General features: G+C 39.1%; 12 protein-coding genes and 1 pseudogene. 4 read left to right on the forward strand and 9 right to left on the reverse strand.

Annotated elements, in window-relative coordinates; all coding sequences use genetic code 11:
- Positions 1-69 precede the first annotated feature (69 nt).
- The 6 genes from DC53_RS11550 to DC53_RS11525 all read right to left on the reverse strand — a co-directional run bounded on the left by DC53_RS11550 (position 70) and on the right by DC53_RS11525 (position 5,807).
- A complete protein-coding gene (locus tag DC53_RS11550; protein WP_033029437.1) occupies positions 70-576 on the reverse strand; it encodes a hypothetical protein in 507 nt (168 codons plus the stop codon).
- The gene (locus DC53_RS11545; protein WP_033029438.1) at positions 576-1,652 is read right to left on the reverse strand and encodes a hypothetical protein; all 1,077 of its coding nucleotides are present in this window, start codon (positions 1,650-1,652) and stop codon (positions 576-578) included. The genes DC53_RS11550 and DC53_RS11545 overlap by 1 nt, the downstream gene beginning before the upstream one ends.
- Positions 1,653-1,799: 147 nt before the next feature.
- Positions 1,800-2,276 carry a GreA/GreB family elongation factor gene (locus DC53_RS11540; RefSeq protein ID WP_033029439.1) on the reverse strand — a complete coding sequence of 159 codons (477 nt, stop codon included), beginning with the start codon at positions 2,274-2,276 and terminating at the stop codon, positions 1,800-1,802.
- Between the two features lie 185 nt (positions 2,277-2,461).
- A complete protein-coding gene (secF, locus tag DC53_RS11535; protein WP_033029441.1) occupies positions 2,462-3,406 on the reverse strand; it encodes a protein translocase subunit SecF in 945 nt (314 codons plus the stop codon).
- On the reverse strand, positions 3,399-5,237 hold the full coding sequence (gene secD, locus DC53_RS11530) for a protein translocase subunit SecD (RefSeq protein WP_033029444.1): 1,839 nt from the start codon (positions 5,235-5,237) through the stop codon (positions 3,399-3,401). Before secD ends, secF begins: the two co-directional genes overlap by 8 nt.
- 108 nt (positions 5,238-5,345) lie before the next feature.
- On the reverse strand, positions 5,346-5,807 hold the full coding sequence (locus DC53_RS11525) for a hypothetical protein (RefSeq protein WP_033029452.1): 462 nt from the start codon (positions 5,805-5,807) through the stop codon (positions 5,346-5,348).
- A 101-nt stretch (positions 5,808-5,908) separates the two neighbouring features.
- Here DC53_RS11525 and DC53_RS11520 point away from each other — a divergent pair, with 101 nt between their 5' ends.
- The 4 genes and pseudogenes from DC53_RS11520 (at position 5,909) to DC53_RS11510 (ending at position 12,620) form a co-directional block, all read left to right on the forward strand.
- Positions 5,909-7,687 (forward strand): ABCB family ABC transporter ATP-binding protein/permease, encoded by a 1,779-nt coding sequence (locus DC53_RS11520; RefSeq protein ID WP_045984414.1) that lies wholly within the window; start codon positions 5,909-5,911, stop codon positions 7,685-7,687.
- A gap of 240 nt (positions 7,688-7,927) precedes the next feature.
- Positions 7,928-10,005 (forward strand): annotated as a pseudogene (locus DC53_RS0120510) (M13 family metallopeptidase).
- Between the two features lie 534 nt (positions 10,006-10,539).
- A complete protein-coding gene (locus DC53_RS11515; RefSeq protein ID WP_033029454.1) occupies positions 10,540-11,253 on the forward strand; it encodes a YebC/PmpR family DNA-binding transcriptional regulator in 714 nt (237 codons plus the stop codon).
- A gap of 41 nt (positions 11,254-11,294) precedes the next feature.
- Positions 11,295-12,620 (forward strand): leucine-rich repeat domain-containing protein, encoded by a 1,326-nt coding sequence (locus tag DC53_RS11510; RefSeq protein WP_081824555.1) that lies wholly within the window; start codon positions 11,295-11,297, stop codon positions 12,618-12,620.
- Positions 12,621-12,698: 78 nt separating this feature from the next.
- Here the strand turns inward: DC53_RS11510 and DC53_RS11505 are convergent, their stop codons facing one another.
- The 3 genes from DC53_RS11505 to eda all read right to left on the reverse strand — a co-directional run bounded on the left by DC53_RS11505 (position 12,699) and on the right by eda (position 15,663).
- On the reverse strand, positions 12,699-13,823 hold the full coding sequence (locus tag DC53_RS11505) for a sterol desaturase family protein (RefSeq protein ID WP_033029456.1): 1,125 nt from the start codon (positions 13,821-13,823) through the stop codon (positions 12,699-12,701).
- 205 nt (positions 13,824-14,028) lie between these two features.
- Positions 14,029-15,033 (reverse strand): type I glyceraldehyde-3-phosphate dehydrogenase, encoded by a 1,005-nt coding sequence (gene gap, locus DC53_RS11500; RefSeq protein WP_007375359.1) that lies wholly within the window; start codon positions 15,031-15,033, stop codon positions 14,029-14,031.
- 9 nt (positions 15,034-15,042) lie between these two features.
- Complete coding sequence (gene eda, locus DC53_RS11495) at positions 15,043-15,663, reverse strand: bifunctional 4-hydroxy-2-oxoglutarate aldolase/2-dehydro-3-deoxy-phosphogluconate aldolase (protein ID WP_007375360.1); 621 nt, start codon at positions 15,661-15,663, stop codon at positions 15,043-15,045.
- Positions 15,664-15,695 lie beyond the last annotated feature (32 nt).

The following is a 15,695-nucleotide window of genomic DNA, read 5'->3' on the forward strand; positions in this document are numbered from 1 at the left end:
CTTATACACTAACTCGTCTTGACTTCAAGGGAGCGGCCATATATGTCATCCTAATTATTATTCATATCGCTATCTTTGCGCATTACTAGAAACTTCATCGGCTAACTGTTGCAGCCCTATTACAGAATCTACACCAGTTATTATTATTCTCAAAAGAGAAGCAACTTGTAAGTATGATAGAATCCCAAATAAAGATAAAGCTAAAAACTTAAACAAATAACTATATTCTAAATAGAAACTGAATTTTGGTACTATCGAAGAAAATACATTATAAATAATACAGATACAAATCATCAAACACGCAATCATCATCGGATTAACCAACGACTTAATTTGATCTACTCTAACTTGCCTTTTCTCTCTTGTATTTCTTATATCTAAAATTCTAACTTCAGCATCACTTTTTAATAAAGCGATCCAAGCTCCTAATACTCCGAAAATTATTGCCGATATAGATATCAATGAATTATATAAGGTATTGTATTCCGATTTATCTAGCTCTTCACTGACAACTACCGATAAAGCTATAATAACAATCGTGATAATCACATGAATAACATAGATAAAATATTTCATTATGCCCTCTTCGATAACATACCATCAACTTTACTTAAAAAATTAGCATTTAATTCTGTTAATAACTCCAACAAAACGGGGGTGTTGTCTGTTGAGTACTTTATTTTCAAACCAGGGAACTTCTCTTCAGCTTTAATTCCGCTCAAAGATTTATTCGGTATATCTCCAGTGAAAACAAATGTTACATCATAGGCATTCGAATAGCTATTATCTATATATTGCTTAACAAAGAAATCAACATCTTTAGCATTAATTGTAGTTGGGTATTCGATCTTAATTTCTCTATTATCAGTAGGTTCGTTACTATGAAATAAGAAACCAATTTTGTCTTTTATCCCATGCCAATACTCTTCCTTATGATTGATCCTAACACGCACTTTACGAATCAATTTACGAACACTTACGACATTAGATTTTATAAACTTGATCTCACCTTTAAGCTTCAAGGGTTGTATTTGTATACTAGATTTCAATTTCGAATCAGGTATCCTAGCATCAGTTGGTGAATTAAGATTCCTTTGTTGTAATGTGAAAGCTGTATGTTCCCCATTTTCGGCTGATGTTCTTATTATTTGTTCTGAAAAGCCATTTAAAAATCCATTGAGGTATTTTCTTAATTGAATGATACCAAGACTTGAATGATCTTCTGTGTTTATTGCAACAATAATATTCCTTGATGGAATTACCCAGAAAATACTCATAAACCCAGGAATTTGTCCTGCTTTAGCTTTAGTTGCATCAATAGTACCAGTCCCAACAGGCTTACTCCCTGACACATAATTTATAGCTCCCTTGTGGTTTTCAATTTCATTCCATAAAGCTATGATAGAATTTCCTGTTATAGGACATTCTTCAACTCCCCACAAATAAGCAGGTAATAAAATTTTCTCGTTAGAATAAACACTTGTTTCGATGAGGGGTTTTTGACTTATAATACCCCACTTCTTAATTTGTTCTATCAGTTCTTTTACACTAAGGGCTAATGGTGGTTCATCCCATTTTTTATATAATCCACACCTTTTTACATCAAACAATGTGAAATCTACATGAGTAGTCGTTGAATATCCATTTCCCATAATTTTCTCTTTTTTAGTTATTAATTTTTTAGCCCAACTTAACACACTAATTTATAATTAAAAAGTAGCTACAACTCAAACTTGTTCATAGATTTAATTGATTACAAACTGTTATCAACAAGTATTTTATAACTACGCTTTCAATTATTATAAAATCTCTACCACCACGTATTCGTGGGCTTTACCTGCAATTGTTAACGTAATTTCATCATCAATCTGTTTATTTAGTAACTGCTTACCCATTGGTGCGCCGGGTGTTACAACAGCAATTGCGTGTTGTTTAACATTTACTGTTAACCCACCAGCTGCGGGGCCTAAATAAAACCATTTTTGAGCAGCTTTGTCATCTTCTAAACACACCAGCGAACCGATAGCTATTTTGTCGGTTGGTTTTTCGTTAAAGGCAGGCTCAAACAATTCTATACTTTTATAGCAATCGTTTACGCGCTGGGCTTGGCCTTGTGCTAAATAAGCGGCTTCAAGCCCTAGGGTATCGTATTTGTTTTCGGCTATGTTTTCTTCATGTGTGGCGGTGTCGTGCGCGGTTTTTGCCGCTACTTTTGCTGTTGTAAGCTGCGCTTCTAGCGCAAAACGAAGGTGTTCGATAACGTGGGTTTTATTCATGGGGATTAATACAATACTGGCAGTAAAAATAAGGCAGTTAGTTTAACATTTTTGCTAGGCTTAAAACCATTGTTTTAAACCCCGCAAGTTTGGTGGGAGTACTAGCGGGGTTTAAATAAGCATTAAACAAGCAAAGAGCCGTTGATTGGTTGGTGCAGCTCTTTGCTTGTGTTTTATTAAAAACCTTATGGCATATCTAATAATGTTTGCGTGTGGGCATCTACTTTAACTTCGTAGTTTTTAGCGCTTAAGCCCAATAGTTCCGGCAAGGTTGCCGCTATACAAATAGACGAGAACGTACCCACTACAATGCCGGTAAATAATGCTATAGCAAAGCCTTGCAGTGGTGCACCTGCAAGTAACCAAACGCTCGCAACCGTTGCAAGTGTGGTACCCGACGTTATTAAGGTGCGCGTTAGTGTGCTTTTAATCGCATTATTAATAATAGTCGCTGGGCTAAGTATATTGTTTGATTGAACACGTAAAAGCTCACGCACTCTATCCCCTACTATTATTGAGTCGTTAAGTGAGTAGCCAATAATAGCCAGTAAACTTGCCAGTACGGTTAGGTTAAATTCAATTTGTAATAGTGAAAACAACCCAAGTACGAGTATTAAATCGTGCATTAGCGCAACCACAGAGCCTACCGCTAAGCGCCATTCAAAACGCACTGCAAGGTAAATCATTACCGCAATCATTGCAGCAAACATGGCTAAACAACCTTGATCAAATAACTCATCGCCCACTTGTGAGCCAATATAAGCTGACGATAACACCTGTGCGTTTATATCATCGTTTTGTGTAACGGCGCTTTGCCAATCAAGGCTATTAGCTGCTGTTGATGTAGTTGATGCACTTGGCGCTTCTCTTAATTGAAAATGACTATTCCCTTGCGCGGTTAGCTCAAACTCACCGTTGTGATTTTTAGCAATAAACGATTGAAGCTCTTTTAGCTCAACGCTTTGGCTAGTTGTAAACTCAGTTAAATAACCGCCGGTAAAATCTAGGCCAAAATTTAAACCTTTGTGCGTAAGCGTAAATACCGATAGCAGCACTAAGATGGCGCTTAAAAGCATGCCCATAAAACGTAAACGTGTGCCCTTTTCACCTTTCAAAAAATAATTAAGCATGTACTTTTACTCCTGCTTTTTTACCCATTTTTAAATACAACGTTTGGCTTAATATTTTTGATACGTACACACCTGTAAATACAGACGTTAAAAGCCCCAGTGCGAGTGTAATGGCAAAACCTTTAACGGGCCCATAGCCTATGCCGTATAAAATAAGTGCGGTGATCATGGTGGTTATATTGGCATCAAATATTGTATTTGCGGCTTGTTTATACCCCTCTTGAATAGCTTGATATGGTGCACGGCCTTGGCGACGTTCTTCTTTAATACGTTCAAAAATTATTACGTTAGTGTCTACCGCCATACCTATGGTTAATACTAGGCCTGCAATACCCGGAAGCGTTAATACAACCCCTGGTAATAATGACATTAAGCCCACAAGGGACGTTAAGTTTAATATAAGTGCTACGTTTGCAATAAGGCCTAAACGGCGATACCAAAGCGCCATAAATGCAAGGGTAATACCCATGCCTAACATAAGCGCGGCTAAGCCATTACTAATGTTTTCTTGGCCGAGGCTTGGCCCTATTGTTTGTTCGTGCACAATTGTAACGGGGGCGGTAAGCGAGCCTGCACGTAGTAACAATGCCAGATCGGCTGCCGCTTGTTGGCTTTTCATATTGGTGATACTAAAACGCGAACTTAAATGCTGAGCAATATTGGCAACATTAATAACTTCGCTTTTTTTAACTACTTCGCCTTTAGCGTTTTGAGAATACTCAGAGTAAACCGTCGCCATTGGCTTACCAATATTGGCTTTTGAAAACGCCGACATTGCATCCCCGCCTTGGCCGTCTAGGCTCAGTTGTACAAGTGGTTTACCCCAATCGTCGCGGCCTATGTTTGCATTATTAATATGGTCCCCTGTAAAAATTGGCACAGGATCGAGCTTTATCGTTCCGCCCGATTGCATATTAAATGTTTGCCCGCCAATTTCTTTTAATTGATAAAATCCAAGCGATGCGGTTGCACCAATAATACGTTTTGCTTCGGTTGGATCTTGCACGCCTGGTAGCTCTATACGAATGCGATGTTTGCCTTGTTGCTGTGTTACCGCTTCAGTAATACCTAACTCTTCAATACGTGAACGAAGGGTTGTAAGTGTTTGGCCCATTACTTCTTTATCAAAGCTGCTGCGCCCTTGCTCTGAATAACTAAATTTGGCAGTTTTAACGCTGCCGTTATTGCTTGTTACAACGGCTAAATTAGCAAATCGGCTTTTTAGCTCTTCAATAACAGGGGTTAACTTGTCGGTTGCATTAGGCAATGCGTTTATTTCAAACCCGTGCTGAGTTTGCTGCGCTTTTACGCCATGTGCTTTTTGCTTAATAATAATTGATTTAGCTTGTTGATACGCACTGACTAATTGCTCATCAACGGCTTTATCTAAATCTACGTCTAGTACAAATAGCACACCGCCATTTAAATCAAGGCCCAGCTTTATTGGTGATAAACCAAAATCTTGTAACCATGTTGGGCTGGTTGCATGCTCAACAATTTTAACTTGCGTGTTTGGATATTGCGCTTTTATAGCCGCTTGCGCCTGAGCGCTTTTAGTTGGCTCGTTTAAAAGTATATTAATAGTGGATTGCTTATCTAAACCCTGCTCAACCTCTAGCCCTTGTTTATTTAAAAAAGTAACTAGCGTTTTAGTGCTCGGTAAAGATTGCGTTTCGCTGTGCGGCGTACTACTTACGTGCAACCACGATTTATTTGGGTATAAATTTGGTAATGCGCTGATAGCTAATAAAACCAATACAATTAGCATGGCTATATAGCTTAATTTGAACTTAGCCGTAGACGGCTTTTTATCTTTTTTAAAACTTAACATGTTGAATCCTTATTGCCAGCAAAGCTAGCAACGTACTTTTTAAAAGCACAATTAATCTGCAGGCTAAAACTTTAAAAGTTAAAACCTAATAAAATTAAATAAGGAAAATTAAGCGTGGTAGGTAGTTACAGCTTTGTAGAGTAAATTAACGTCTTTCCAGCCACTCAAACGCGACTTTTTACTATTAGTTACAAGCGTATACCAAGGCTGTATAGGATTAATCGCTCTTGGTCGTAAGAATATATGCCTAACAAGATTTTGAGCAAAAAATTCAAAAACCACATCGTATTCTGGCTCACTTTGAACAGTGTGCAAAAACAATGATGAATTATTGGCTGTTAACCTTGGTTGGTGCGCGTCAAAATCGGTTTGATGCGTTTTTTTATGCTGCGAAGTATCTACAGACTTACTAATAGGCTGTATTTTAGTTAAATCGGCAATATCAGTAAGCGAAACCTGCGTACTAACAGTAATATTTAAATTTTGTGAGGCGCCCATAGCATTGCTCTGCACACTAAAAAGTGCAGCAAGTAGCAAAAAGGCAGTTAAAAACACTCTAAATTTAAACATTCACGTTTTAAAACTAAAATAAGGGATGCGTAGTATATAAGGGCAAGCATTTAAAATACAATGCTTATTAATTAAGTATTTAGTTTTAACAGAGATCACTAATGCGCCCCAGACAAAGCACAGAAAAACGCCCCGATGCCATGAATTTACGCCAAAGTGTAAAAACACTGTGGCCCTACCTTACAAAATTTAAAGGCCGTGTTTTTATTGCACTTATGGCGCTTATAGGCGCAAAAGGTGCCACTTTGTTGATGCCGTGGGCGCTTAAAGAAATTATAGACTCGGTAGATAAGTCAATTAACCCACTGTTAGTTATCCCCGCTTTATTGTTATTGATGTACGGTGCACTGCGTTTTGCCAGCGTATTTTTAGGCGAAATAAGAGATGCTGTATTTTCTCGCGTTACCGAGCACGCCATGCGTGATATTGGTTTAAAGGTATTTAAGCATTTGCACTCACTTGAGCTGGCTTTTCATTTAGATAGGCAAACCGGAGGCATTAGCCGCGATATAGAACGCGGTACTAGCGGGTTAAGTTTTTTAATGCGTTTTTTAATGTTTAACATTGTGCCTACTTTATTTGAAATACTGACCGTTGCGATTATTTTTGGCACGTTGTTTTCTGTTTGGTTTGCGCTTATTACATTATTGGCAGTCGCTATTTATATTACCTTTACTGTGGTGGTTACTCAGTGGCGAAACCGCTTTATTCGTGAAGCAAACGCTGCCGACAACCAAAGTAATACCCGCGCTATAGACAGCCTACTTAACTATGAAACTGTAAAATATTTTAATAATGAACAGTTTGAAGCTAAAACGTACGACACCTTTTTAGCAAACTGGGAAAAAGCCCGTTTAAAAAATAGAATGTCGTTGCTCGCCCTCAACTCAGGCCAAGCACTTATTATTGCCTGTGCTATTACCGCGTTAATGTGGTTGGGCTCAACCGAAGTAGTTGCAGGAACTCTCTCTATTGGTGAACTTGTGATGATTAACGCGTATATGATTCAGCTATTTTTACCGCTTAACTTTTTAGGTTTTGTGTACCGCGAAATAAGACGCGCGCTAACCGACCTTGAAAACATGCTTGGATTATTAAATAAAAAGCCACAAATAACCGATGCACTTAATGCTAAAGAGCTCAATATTAGCCAAGGTGAAATAACATTTAATAATGTAAGTTTTAGTTACGATGCGCATCGCCCTATTCTTAATAATCTTAGCTTTAATGTTAAAGCAGGCAGCAAAGTAGCCATTGTTGGTGCCAGTGGTGCTGGTAAAAGCTCATTAGCCCGACTGCTTTATCGTTTTTATGATGTAACCGCTGGTGAAATTAGTATTGATAATCAAGCTATAAACTCAGTAACACTAAATAGTTTACGAAAAGCCATTGCAATAGTGCCGCAAGATACTGTGCTGTTTAACACCACGATTCGTGAAAATATCGCTTACGGTAGACCAACAGCAAGCGATGCTGAAATTGACGACGCCATTGCAATGGCGCATTTAAAAGACTTTATAGGCACACTTGATAAAGGCGATAAAACACTGGTTGGCGAGCGCGGTTTAAAAGTATCCGGCGGCGAAAAACAGCGTATTGCTATTGCGCGCGCCATTTTGAAAAAGTCCCCTATGTTAATTTTTGATGAAGCAACATCTGCACTCGACTCTCATTCTGAGCAAGCAATACTTGCTGCAATGCGCGAAGTTGCCAGTAATCATACGAGTATTGTTATTGCTCATCGGTTATCTACTATTACCGATGCAGACACCATTATTGTGCTCAAAGCCGGGCAAATTATTGAGCAAGGTAAGCACGATGAGTTACTTACTCTCGACGGAGAATATGCGCGTATGTGGGAGCTCCAGCATAAAAAATAAATAGTGTGTAACCCCTCTTAGCTCGGATACTTTTAAGTATTCGAGTTAAATAAAGCGTTTATAGCACCTATTAGCCTTTCTCTTTTCCTCTATCTTAGTTTTATCGAGCACTGTGGTAATTCACCTCAAAAGGTTTGTTTGTCTGATTAATATCAATAACAATCGATAAGTTAAATATTCGTAACAATAAAAATGATTCACTGCTGCTTTAATTCAATCAGTGATACTCAGGAGTAAGTAATGAAAAAGAGTTTAATTGCCGCAGCATTAGCTGCCACATTTATTACCGGTTGTTCAGAGCCGCAAACAACAAAAACAGAAGAGCAACAACTTAAAGTAGCCACTGCAGCAGTGACACAAAAAGCAGAGTTAGGTAATTTTGGTGTTGACCTAACAGCGCGTAACGAAGCTGTTAAACCAGGCGATGACTTTTTTATGTATGCCAGCGGCACATGGTATGACAACTACGTAATGCCTGCAGATAAAACCCGCTATGGTGCATTTTCAGGATTAGCTGAGCGAAGCGAAGGCGATGTTAAAGCTATTATTGAAGAAATAGCCGCACGTAAAGATTTAAACGCAGAAGAAAAACTAGTCGCTGATTTTTACAACGCCTACATGGATACCGAAACACTTAATAAACTAGGTATAGCGCCTATCAAGCCATTATTAAGTGAAATTAATGATATATCGTCGACTGATGATTTAGCTAAGATGTTTGGAAAGTCTTGGTTAACCGGTAATAAAGCCCCTTTGGGTGGCGGCATGTGGTTTAACCGCTTAGACCCTAATAAATATGAAATGTCACTAGGTGCTGGTGGATTAGGCTTACCAGATCGCTCTTACTACCTTGAAGACGCTGAGCGCTTTGTTAAAACCCGCACAGCTTATATTGCTCACATTGCTGACATGCTTGAGTTTGCAGGAGTAGAAAATACCGCTGAGCGCGCTCAAGCAATTGTTGATCTTGAAACCAAAATTGCACAAAGTCATTGGCCTCGTGAAAAGCGCCGTAATCGCGATTTAACGCTAAACCAAATTGAACGCGCTGATTTAAGCACTGCTTATCCTGATTTTAACTGGGATTTATATTTTGCGCAAACAGGTTATAAAGTACCTCAGTTAAATGTCTCTCAACCTGAACCTATAAAAGCGATGATTGAGCTAATCAATCAAGAAGATATTGCAGTATGGAAAGACTACCTAACGTATCACGCTATTAGCGGTAACGCAGGTTTACTATCAGAGGACGTATTTAATACTAACTTTGCTTTTTTTGGTAAAGAACTAAACGGACAGCAAGAGCCTCGCCTCGTTGGAAACGTGCAATAAGTGAAATGTCAGGCACAAGTTCGCTTGGTTTTGCTATTGGTAAAATATACGCAGCGCGTTACTTCCCTGAATCATCTAAACAACAAATGTCAGAGCTGGTTGAAAACCTACGTACAGCCCTTGGTGAACGTATTGATAATCTAGAGTGTATGGGCGATGCAACTAAAGTAAATGCGCGCGCTAAACTGGCTGCCTTTGTACCAAAAATTGGTTACCCCGATGTTTGGCAGTCTTATGATGGTTTAAGCATTACTAAAAACGATTTAATCGGTAATGTGAAAAACATGCGTGAGTTTTTCCACGCTGAAAGTGTTGAAAAAGAGCTACAAAAAACAGATCGTAACCGCTGGGGCATGACGCCACAACGCGTAAACGCTTACTATAATAGCTCGTTTAATGAAATTGTATTTCCAGCTGCGATATTACAACCGCCGTTTTTCGATCCAAATGCCGATCCGGCTGTCAACTATGGCGGTATTGGCGCTGTAATTGGTCACGAAATGGGTCATGGGTTTGACGACCAAGGTTCAAAATCAGACGAAAACGGTGTGCAACGTAACTGGTGGACTGATGCTGACCGCGCTGCATTTGACAAAAAAGCCGAACAACTGGCTGCGCAGTACAGTAAGTACGAGCCAATTGAAGGTAATTTTGTTAATGGTCGAAATAGCCTTGGCGAAAACATTGGTGATGTAGGAGGATTATCAATGGCCTATCACGCGTACAAGCTAAGTTTAAATGGTAAAGAAGCGCCTGTTATTGACGGTGTTACTGGCGATCAACGTTTCTTCCTAGCGTGGGCACAAGTATGGAAAGAAAAACGTACTGTGCAAAGTATGCTTAACCAACTTCGTGGTGGCACACATGCTCCAGGTCGCTTTAGAGCACAGGCGCCACGTAACCACGATGCATTGTACAAAGCGTTTGATGTAAAACCAGGCGATGCGTTATACCTTCCTGAAGATGAACGTGTGCGTATTTGGTAACTAGGGCCTGTTTATCTTTCGAGGTTAAATTTGCAGCAGTATGTTTGGTATTTAGGCAAGGCAGAGCCTATGCTGTGTGGTTACTCCCCATAAATAGGCGATAACGCAGCATTAATGCCAAACAGGCGCTGCCCAAAGAGTTCTTCCTAGGGGCTATTTACTCTTTGTTGCTCGGTTTTTACTTAGCCCACTAGGTTACAAACCTCGCGCCGCGATTAAATAGCCCCTAGTTTGAACAAATTTTAATCCGCAAAGATCAACAGACCCTAGTATATGAGGCTATTAATTTGCCTCGTTTAATTTTATTACTCTTTAGGCAACTCATTAAATGAGTTGCCTTTTTATTGGATTAAATTTGCTCTTAAACCTTCTTTAAGTCAGTACCAAAACACTTCACTAGAATACATTTTAGATAGTTTTTAAACGCAGCTGTTCTAATCTGTTTTAATACTTACTAGCCCTTGAATGCATTTACCTTTAGAATACGCATTATAATTTTATTCTATTATTTACATATATTAAGGCGAAACGCAGATGGGAAGAGCTTACCAAAACAAAAAAGATTCAATGGCTAAGACTGCGGGTGCTAAAACTAAAGTTTATTCTAAGTACGGCAAAGAAATTTATATTTGTGCTAAAAACGGCGGTGTAGATCCAGATGGTAACTTATCATTACGTCGTTTAATTGAACGCGCTAAAAAAGACCAAGTACCAGCACACGTTATTGACCGCGCAATCGACAAAGCAAAAGGCGGCGGCGGTGAAGACTACGCAGCAACACGTTACGAAGGTTACGGCCCTGGTAACAGTATGATTATTGTTGACTGTTTAACAGACAACAACAAGCGTACCTTTGCTGATGTACGTGTTTGTTTTACCAAAGCAAATGCTAAAATTGGCGCTCAAAACTCTGTTTCACATTTATTTGAACACCTTGCTATTTTTGTATTTGACGGTGATGACGACGAAGCAGTACTTGAAGCTCTTATGATGGCTGATGTTGATGTAACTGACGTAGAAGTAGATGACGGTAAAGTTACTGTTTTTGCTCCTCATACAGAGTACAACAATACACGTACAGCGCTTGAAGAAATGGGCGTGACTGAATTTGACGAAGACCTAATTAGCTTTGTGCCACAAATTGAAACGCCGATTGAAGGCGAAGACGTTGAAGTTATGGAACGCTTTTTAGCCATGTTAGAAGATTGCGACGACGTACAAAACGTTTACCATAACGCGCAATTCTAAAGAGCAATTTAGTAAGTTAGAACGACTTTAAGCCAACAGCTATGTTGGCTTTTTCATTTTTAGAACATGGTATTAATATGAACTCCCTTAAAGAGCTTAAAAGTGGCAAACTTGTTGGTGCTACTCGCCTGCAATTAGTAGAAGAGCTAACGACATTTCCTGAAGAAATTTTTAGCTTAGCTGACACGCTTGAAGTTCTCGATTTATCAAATAATAACTTATCAACACTACCTGATGAATTTGCCTGTTTAACACACCTGAAGCGTGTGTTTTTATCGTTTAATCAGTTTAAGCATATTCCTAAAGTGCTCGCTAAATGCCCTGCTTTGATTATGGTCGCGTTTAAAGGTAACCAAATTTCTGAATTTGCTTTAAACAGCCTGCCAAAAAATATTGAGTGGCTAATACTCACCGATAATACGTTAAACGAATTGCCTGAAGATTTTGGTAATTATACCCAGCTTAAAAAGCTTGCGCTTGCAGGCAATCAACTTAAGCAACTGCCAAGTAGCATGGCGCAGTGTAAAAGCCTTGAGCTTGTTAGGCTCTCTGCTAATAACTTAACACACGTAGACGACTGGCTGTTTCAACTGCCTAAACTTGCTTGGCTTGCGTTTGCAGGTAACGATTTTAATAAAGCCCAGTGCCTTACAAAATGCAGCTTAGAAAATAAACTTCTTAACGATTACACGCTTAGTCATGTTATTGGCCAAGGTGCATCAGGCGTTATTCACTTAGCAAAATCGGCTGATAACGCTATAGCGATTAAATTATTTAAAGGTGCAATTACCAGCGACGGCTACCCGCTTGATGAAGTAAATTGCTGCTTACAAGCAGGCGAACATACTAATTTAATTAAAGTCCTTGCCTACATCGAACAAAGTGATCAGCTAGGTTTAGTGATGGAGCTAATAGATAAAAGCTTTTCTAATTTAGGCCGGCCTCCAAGCCTTGAAACCTGTACGCGTGATACCTTTAATGATGATTGCCATTACTCAACTCACGCTATTTTAAAAATTGTACAGCAAATGGTAAGTACGCTGCATCACTTGCATGTTCGTAAAGTAAGTCATGGCGATGTGTATGCACATAACACCATGATAAACAAAGATGCTGATGTTTTATTTGGTGATTTTGGTGCAGCCACAAACTTAGCCATGTTAAGTAATTATCAACAAAAGCAAATCGAGTTAATTGAAGTACGTGCATTAGGGTGTTTAATTGAAGACTTATTAGGCACGGTAACCGGCGATGATAGGCAAAGTGAGCTATTTGGTGAAATGTCCGATATGGCAAAGTGTGCTATGCAACCTTCATTAAATCAAAGACCTACATTTACTGAGTTATTAGAAGAGCTGAACATATAATTGAGTAGAGTCATAAAAAAAGAGCAACGTTTAACACGTTGCTCTTTTTTTAGTTTATGTTTATTGAATTAATCGAGCTCATTTAGTGCGCTTAAACGGGTAAACCTGTTGTTTAAGCATACCTACCGGCATGTAATCCCCGACTACACCATACGCTTCTGGCCACTCTTTTTGGCCTTTAACAGCAGTACCAAATGCGTAGTCTAAAAACGAAAAATGCGCAGCGTAATTGCGGTCAATTGCGGCTTTATCTGACGCATGATGCCAATGGTGAAACTGCGGTGTAACCATAAAATATTTTAGCCAACCAAATTTCACACGTACATTTGCATGGTTAAACACAGCCTGCAAACCCACAATTATTACGTACAAACTAATTATTTGCTGTGAAAAACCAAGTACAAATATAGGCGTGAGCACTAAGCTGCGCGTTACGAGTATTTCAAGAATATGCTGGCGAGAGCCCGCTAACCAATCCATTTCTTTCGCACTGTGATGTACGCCATGAAAGCGCCATAATAAAGGGACTTCGTGATAGGCACGATGCACCCAATACTGCATTAAATCTGCCACAAGTATTATTAAAAACAACTGCACTATAAAGGGAGTTTGCTCTATATAACCTTGGACTGTAGATGATACAGCCCAGCCAAAGCCATAATGCACAAAGTGGTTAGTAACGAGTAATACAAAACCAATAATTAAATGATTTACAAAAAAGTGGTTTAAATCGCCTCGCCATTCGCTACGTAATATTTTTTGATCTTTACGATGAGGTAATAACTTTTCAATCACAATAAATATAAGTGTTGAGCCGAGTAAATCTAAAATAAACCAATCAAGCCCTATATAAGGTGTATCAGAAGCAAATTCGTTTACTTCAACGTTTGGTCCGCCAAACATAATAGCGAGTAAAATAAAAAACCACGCTGTAGCCCCTAAACGCTTATTGGTATTACGTACAAAGTTAAGTAATCCTAAACTGCCCGAGACTAATAATGATGCAAACATAAGCTGACGTAAAAAGTCGACGCTGTAGCTTTTTCTCAGCTCTGGTGTGGTTAAATATTCAGGAAAGTGAAACGCTAATACGCCTAAGCAACTCAGTATTGCTAAAAAGCAGGCTATGTAGCCACTTATGTTGCCCTCACCTATCTGAAGATGATTTGTGCGAAATACTTTTCGCGATAAAGCTCTGATCATTTTTATTATTCCTTGCGTCGTTGAGTTGATTAAATACAACGAAATTCCATTGATTTACACACCCACATATTAACAAAATTTAGGGTATAAAAAATACAAATAGTTCCCTGCTAATTTTGAATTGCAAATATACAGATAAACCAAACGCAAAAAAGCCACGCAATGCGTGGCTTGGTTGGATAAAGCTAAACTTTTACAAGGTCAATTATAAGTACTGACCTAATGCTTTAACTTGGTCTAACATGCGGTTTGAGAAACCCCACTCGTTGTCGTACCAAGCCATTACTTTAACTAGTTTGCCATTGGCTTTAGTTTGCGTTGCATCAAAGATAGACGACGCTGGGTTATGGTTAAAGTCGATAGAAACAAGCGGAAGCTCGTTATATTCTAAAATACTCTTCATTGAACCCGTTGATGCTTCTTTCATGATTGCATTGATTTCTTCTGTAGTCGTATCACGCTTAGTGATAAACGTAAAATCAACTAAAGAAACATTGATTGTAGGTACACGTACCGACATACCGTCTAATTTACCAGCAAGTTCTGGTAATACTAAACCAACAGCTGCCGCAGCACCTGTTTTAGTTGGGATCATAGATTGAGTTGCACTACGCGCACGGTATAAATCTGGGTGGTAAACATCAGATAAGTTTTGATCGTTGGTGTAAGCGTGAATAGTCGTCATGCTACCTTGTTCAATACCTACAGTGTCGTTAATTGCCTTTGCAATTGGCGCTAAACAGTTAGTAGTACAAGAAGCGTTAGAAATGATATTGCTATCAGCATTAATTACGTCGCTGTTTACACCATGTACTACTGTTGCATCTAAACCAGTACCTGGAGCAGATACGATTACTTTTTTAGCGCCTGCAGTAATGTGCTTAGCAGCGTCATCACGCTTAGTGAAAAAACCAGTACATTCTAAAACGATGTCTACGTTTAGCTCTTTCCACGGTAAGTTTGCAGGATCACGCTCTTGCGTTAACGTAATTACGTCATCACCAATTAGCATAGTGTTGTTTTCAAGTGTTACTTTTTTAGAAAAAATACCATGAACTGAGTCATACTGCGTTAAATGTGCATTTACGTTAGCTGGTGCTAAATCGTTAATTGCGACAATTTTAATTTCGTTGTTTTGAGCTGACTCGTAAAGTGCACGTAATACATTGCGACCGATACGGCCATAACCGTTAATTGCTACATTAATCATTTTAGACTCCTATTTAAGTTCACTTGCTTGGCGAGCAAGCGCTTCAATTGCTTGCCAGTCTTTATTTTCAATTAGTTGTTTATCTAGCATCCAAGTACCACCAACACAAATAACGTTGTTAAGCGCTAAATAATTAGGTGCAGTTGCTAGGCTAATGCCGCCAGTTGGGCAAAAAGTAATATGTGGTAATGGGCCACCGATTGATTTAAGCATTGCTGTTCCGCCCGCGGCTTCTGCAGGGAAGAATTTTAAAAACTTAAAACCATGCGACGCAAGCTGCATAACTTCACTCGCCGTTGCAGCGCCTGGTAAAAATGGTATATCTGACTCTTTTGCTAAAGCAATCAGCTCATCGCTAACACCTGGGCTCACCATAAAATCAGCACCCGCAGCCACTGAAAGATCAAAGCTTGCTTTATCTACAACTGTTCCAGTGCCAACATATGCTTCTGGTACTTCCGCTTTCATTAGCTTTACAGCTTCTGCGGCAATTGGTGTACGTAGTGTAATTTCTAAGGCTTTTAAACCGCCGTTATATAACGCTCTAGCAAGTGGTGCAGCATCTTCTAATTTTTCGATTACAACCACTGGCACCACTGGTGCCGATGCTAAGATTTTTTCAATACTCATTACTTGTTCCTCATTACCCAGTATGGCTAATT

This window comes from Pseudoalteromonas fuliginea (assembly GCF_000690055.1).
GTDB classification, from domain to species: Bacteria; Pseudomonadota; Gammaproteobacteria; order Enterobacterales; family Alteromonadaceae; genus Pseudoalteromonas; species Pseudoalteromonas fuliginea.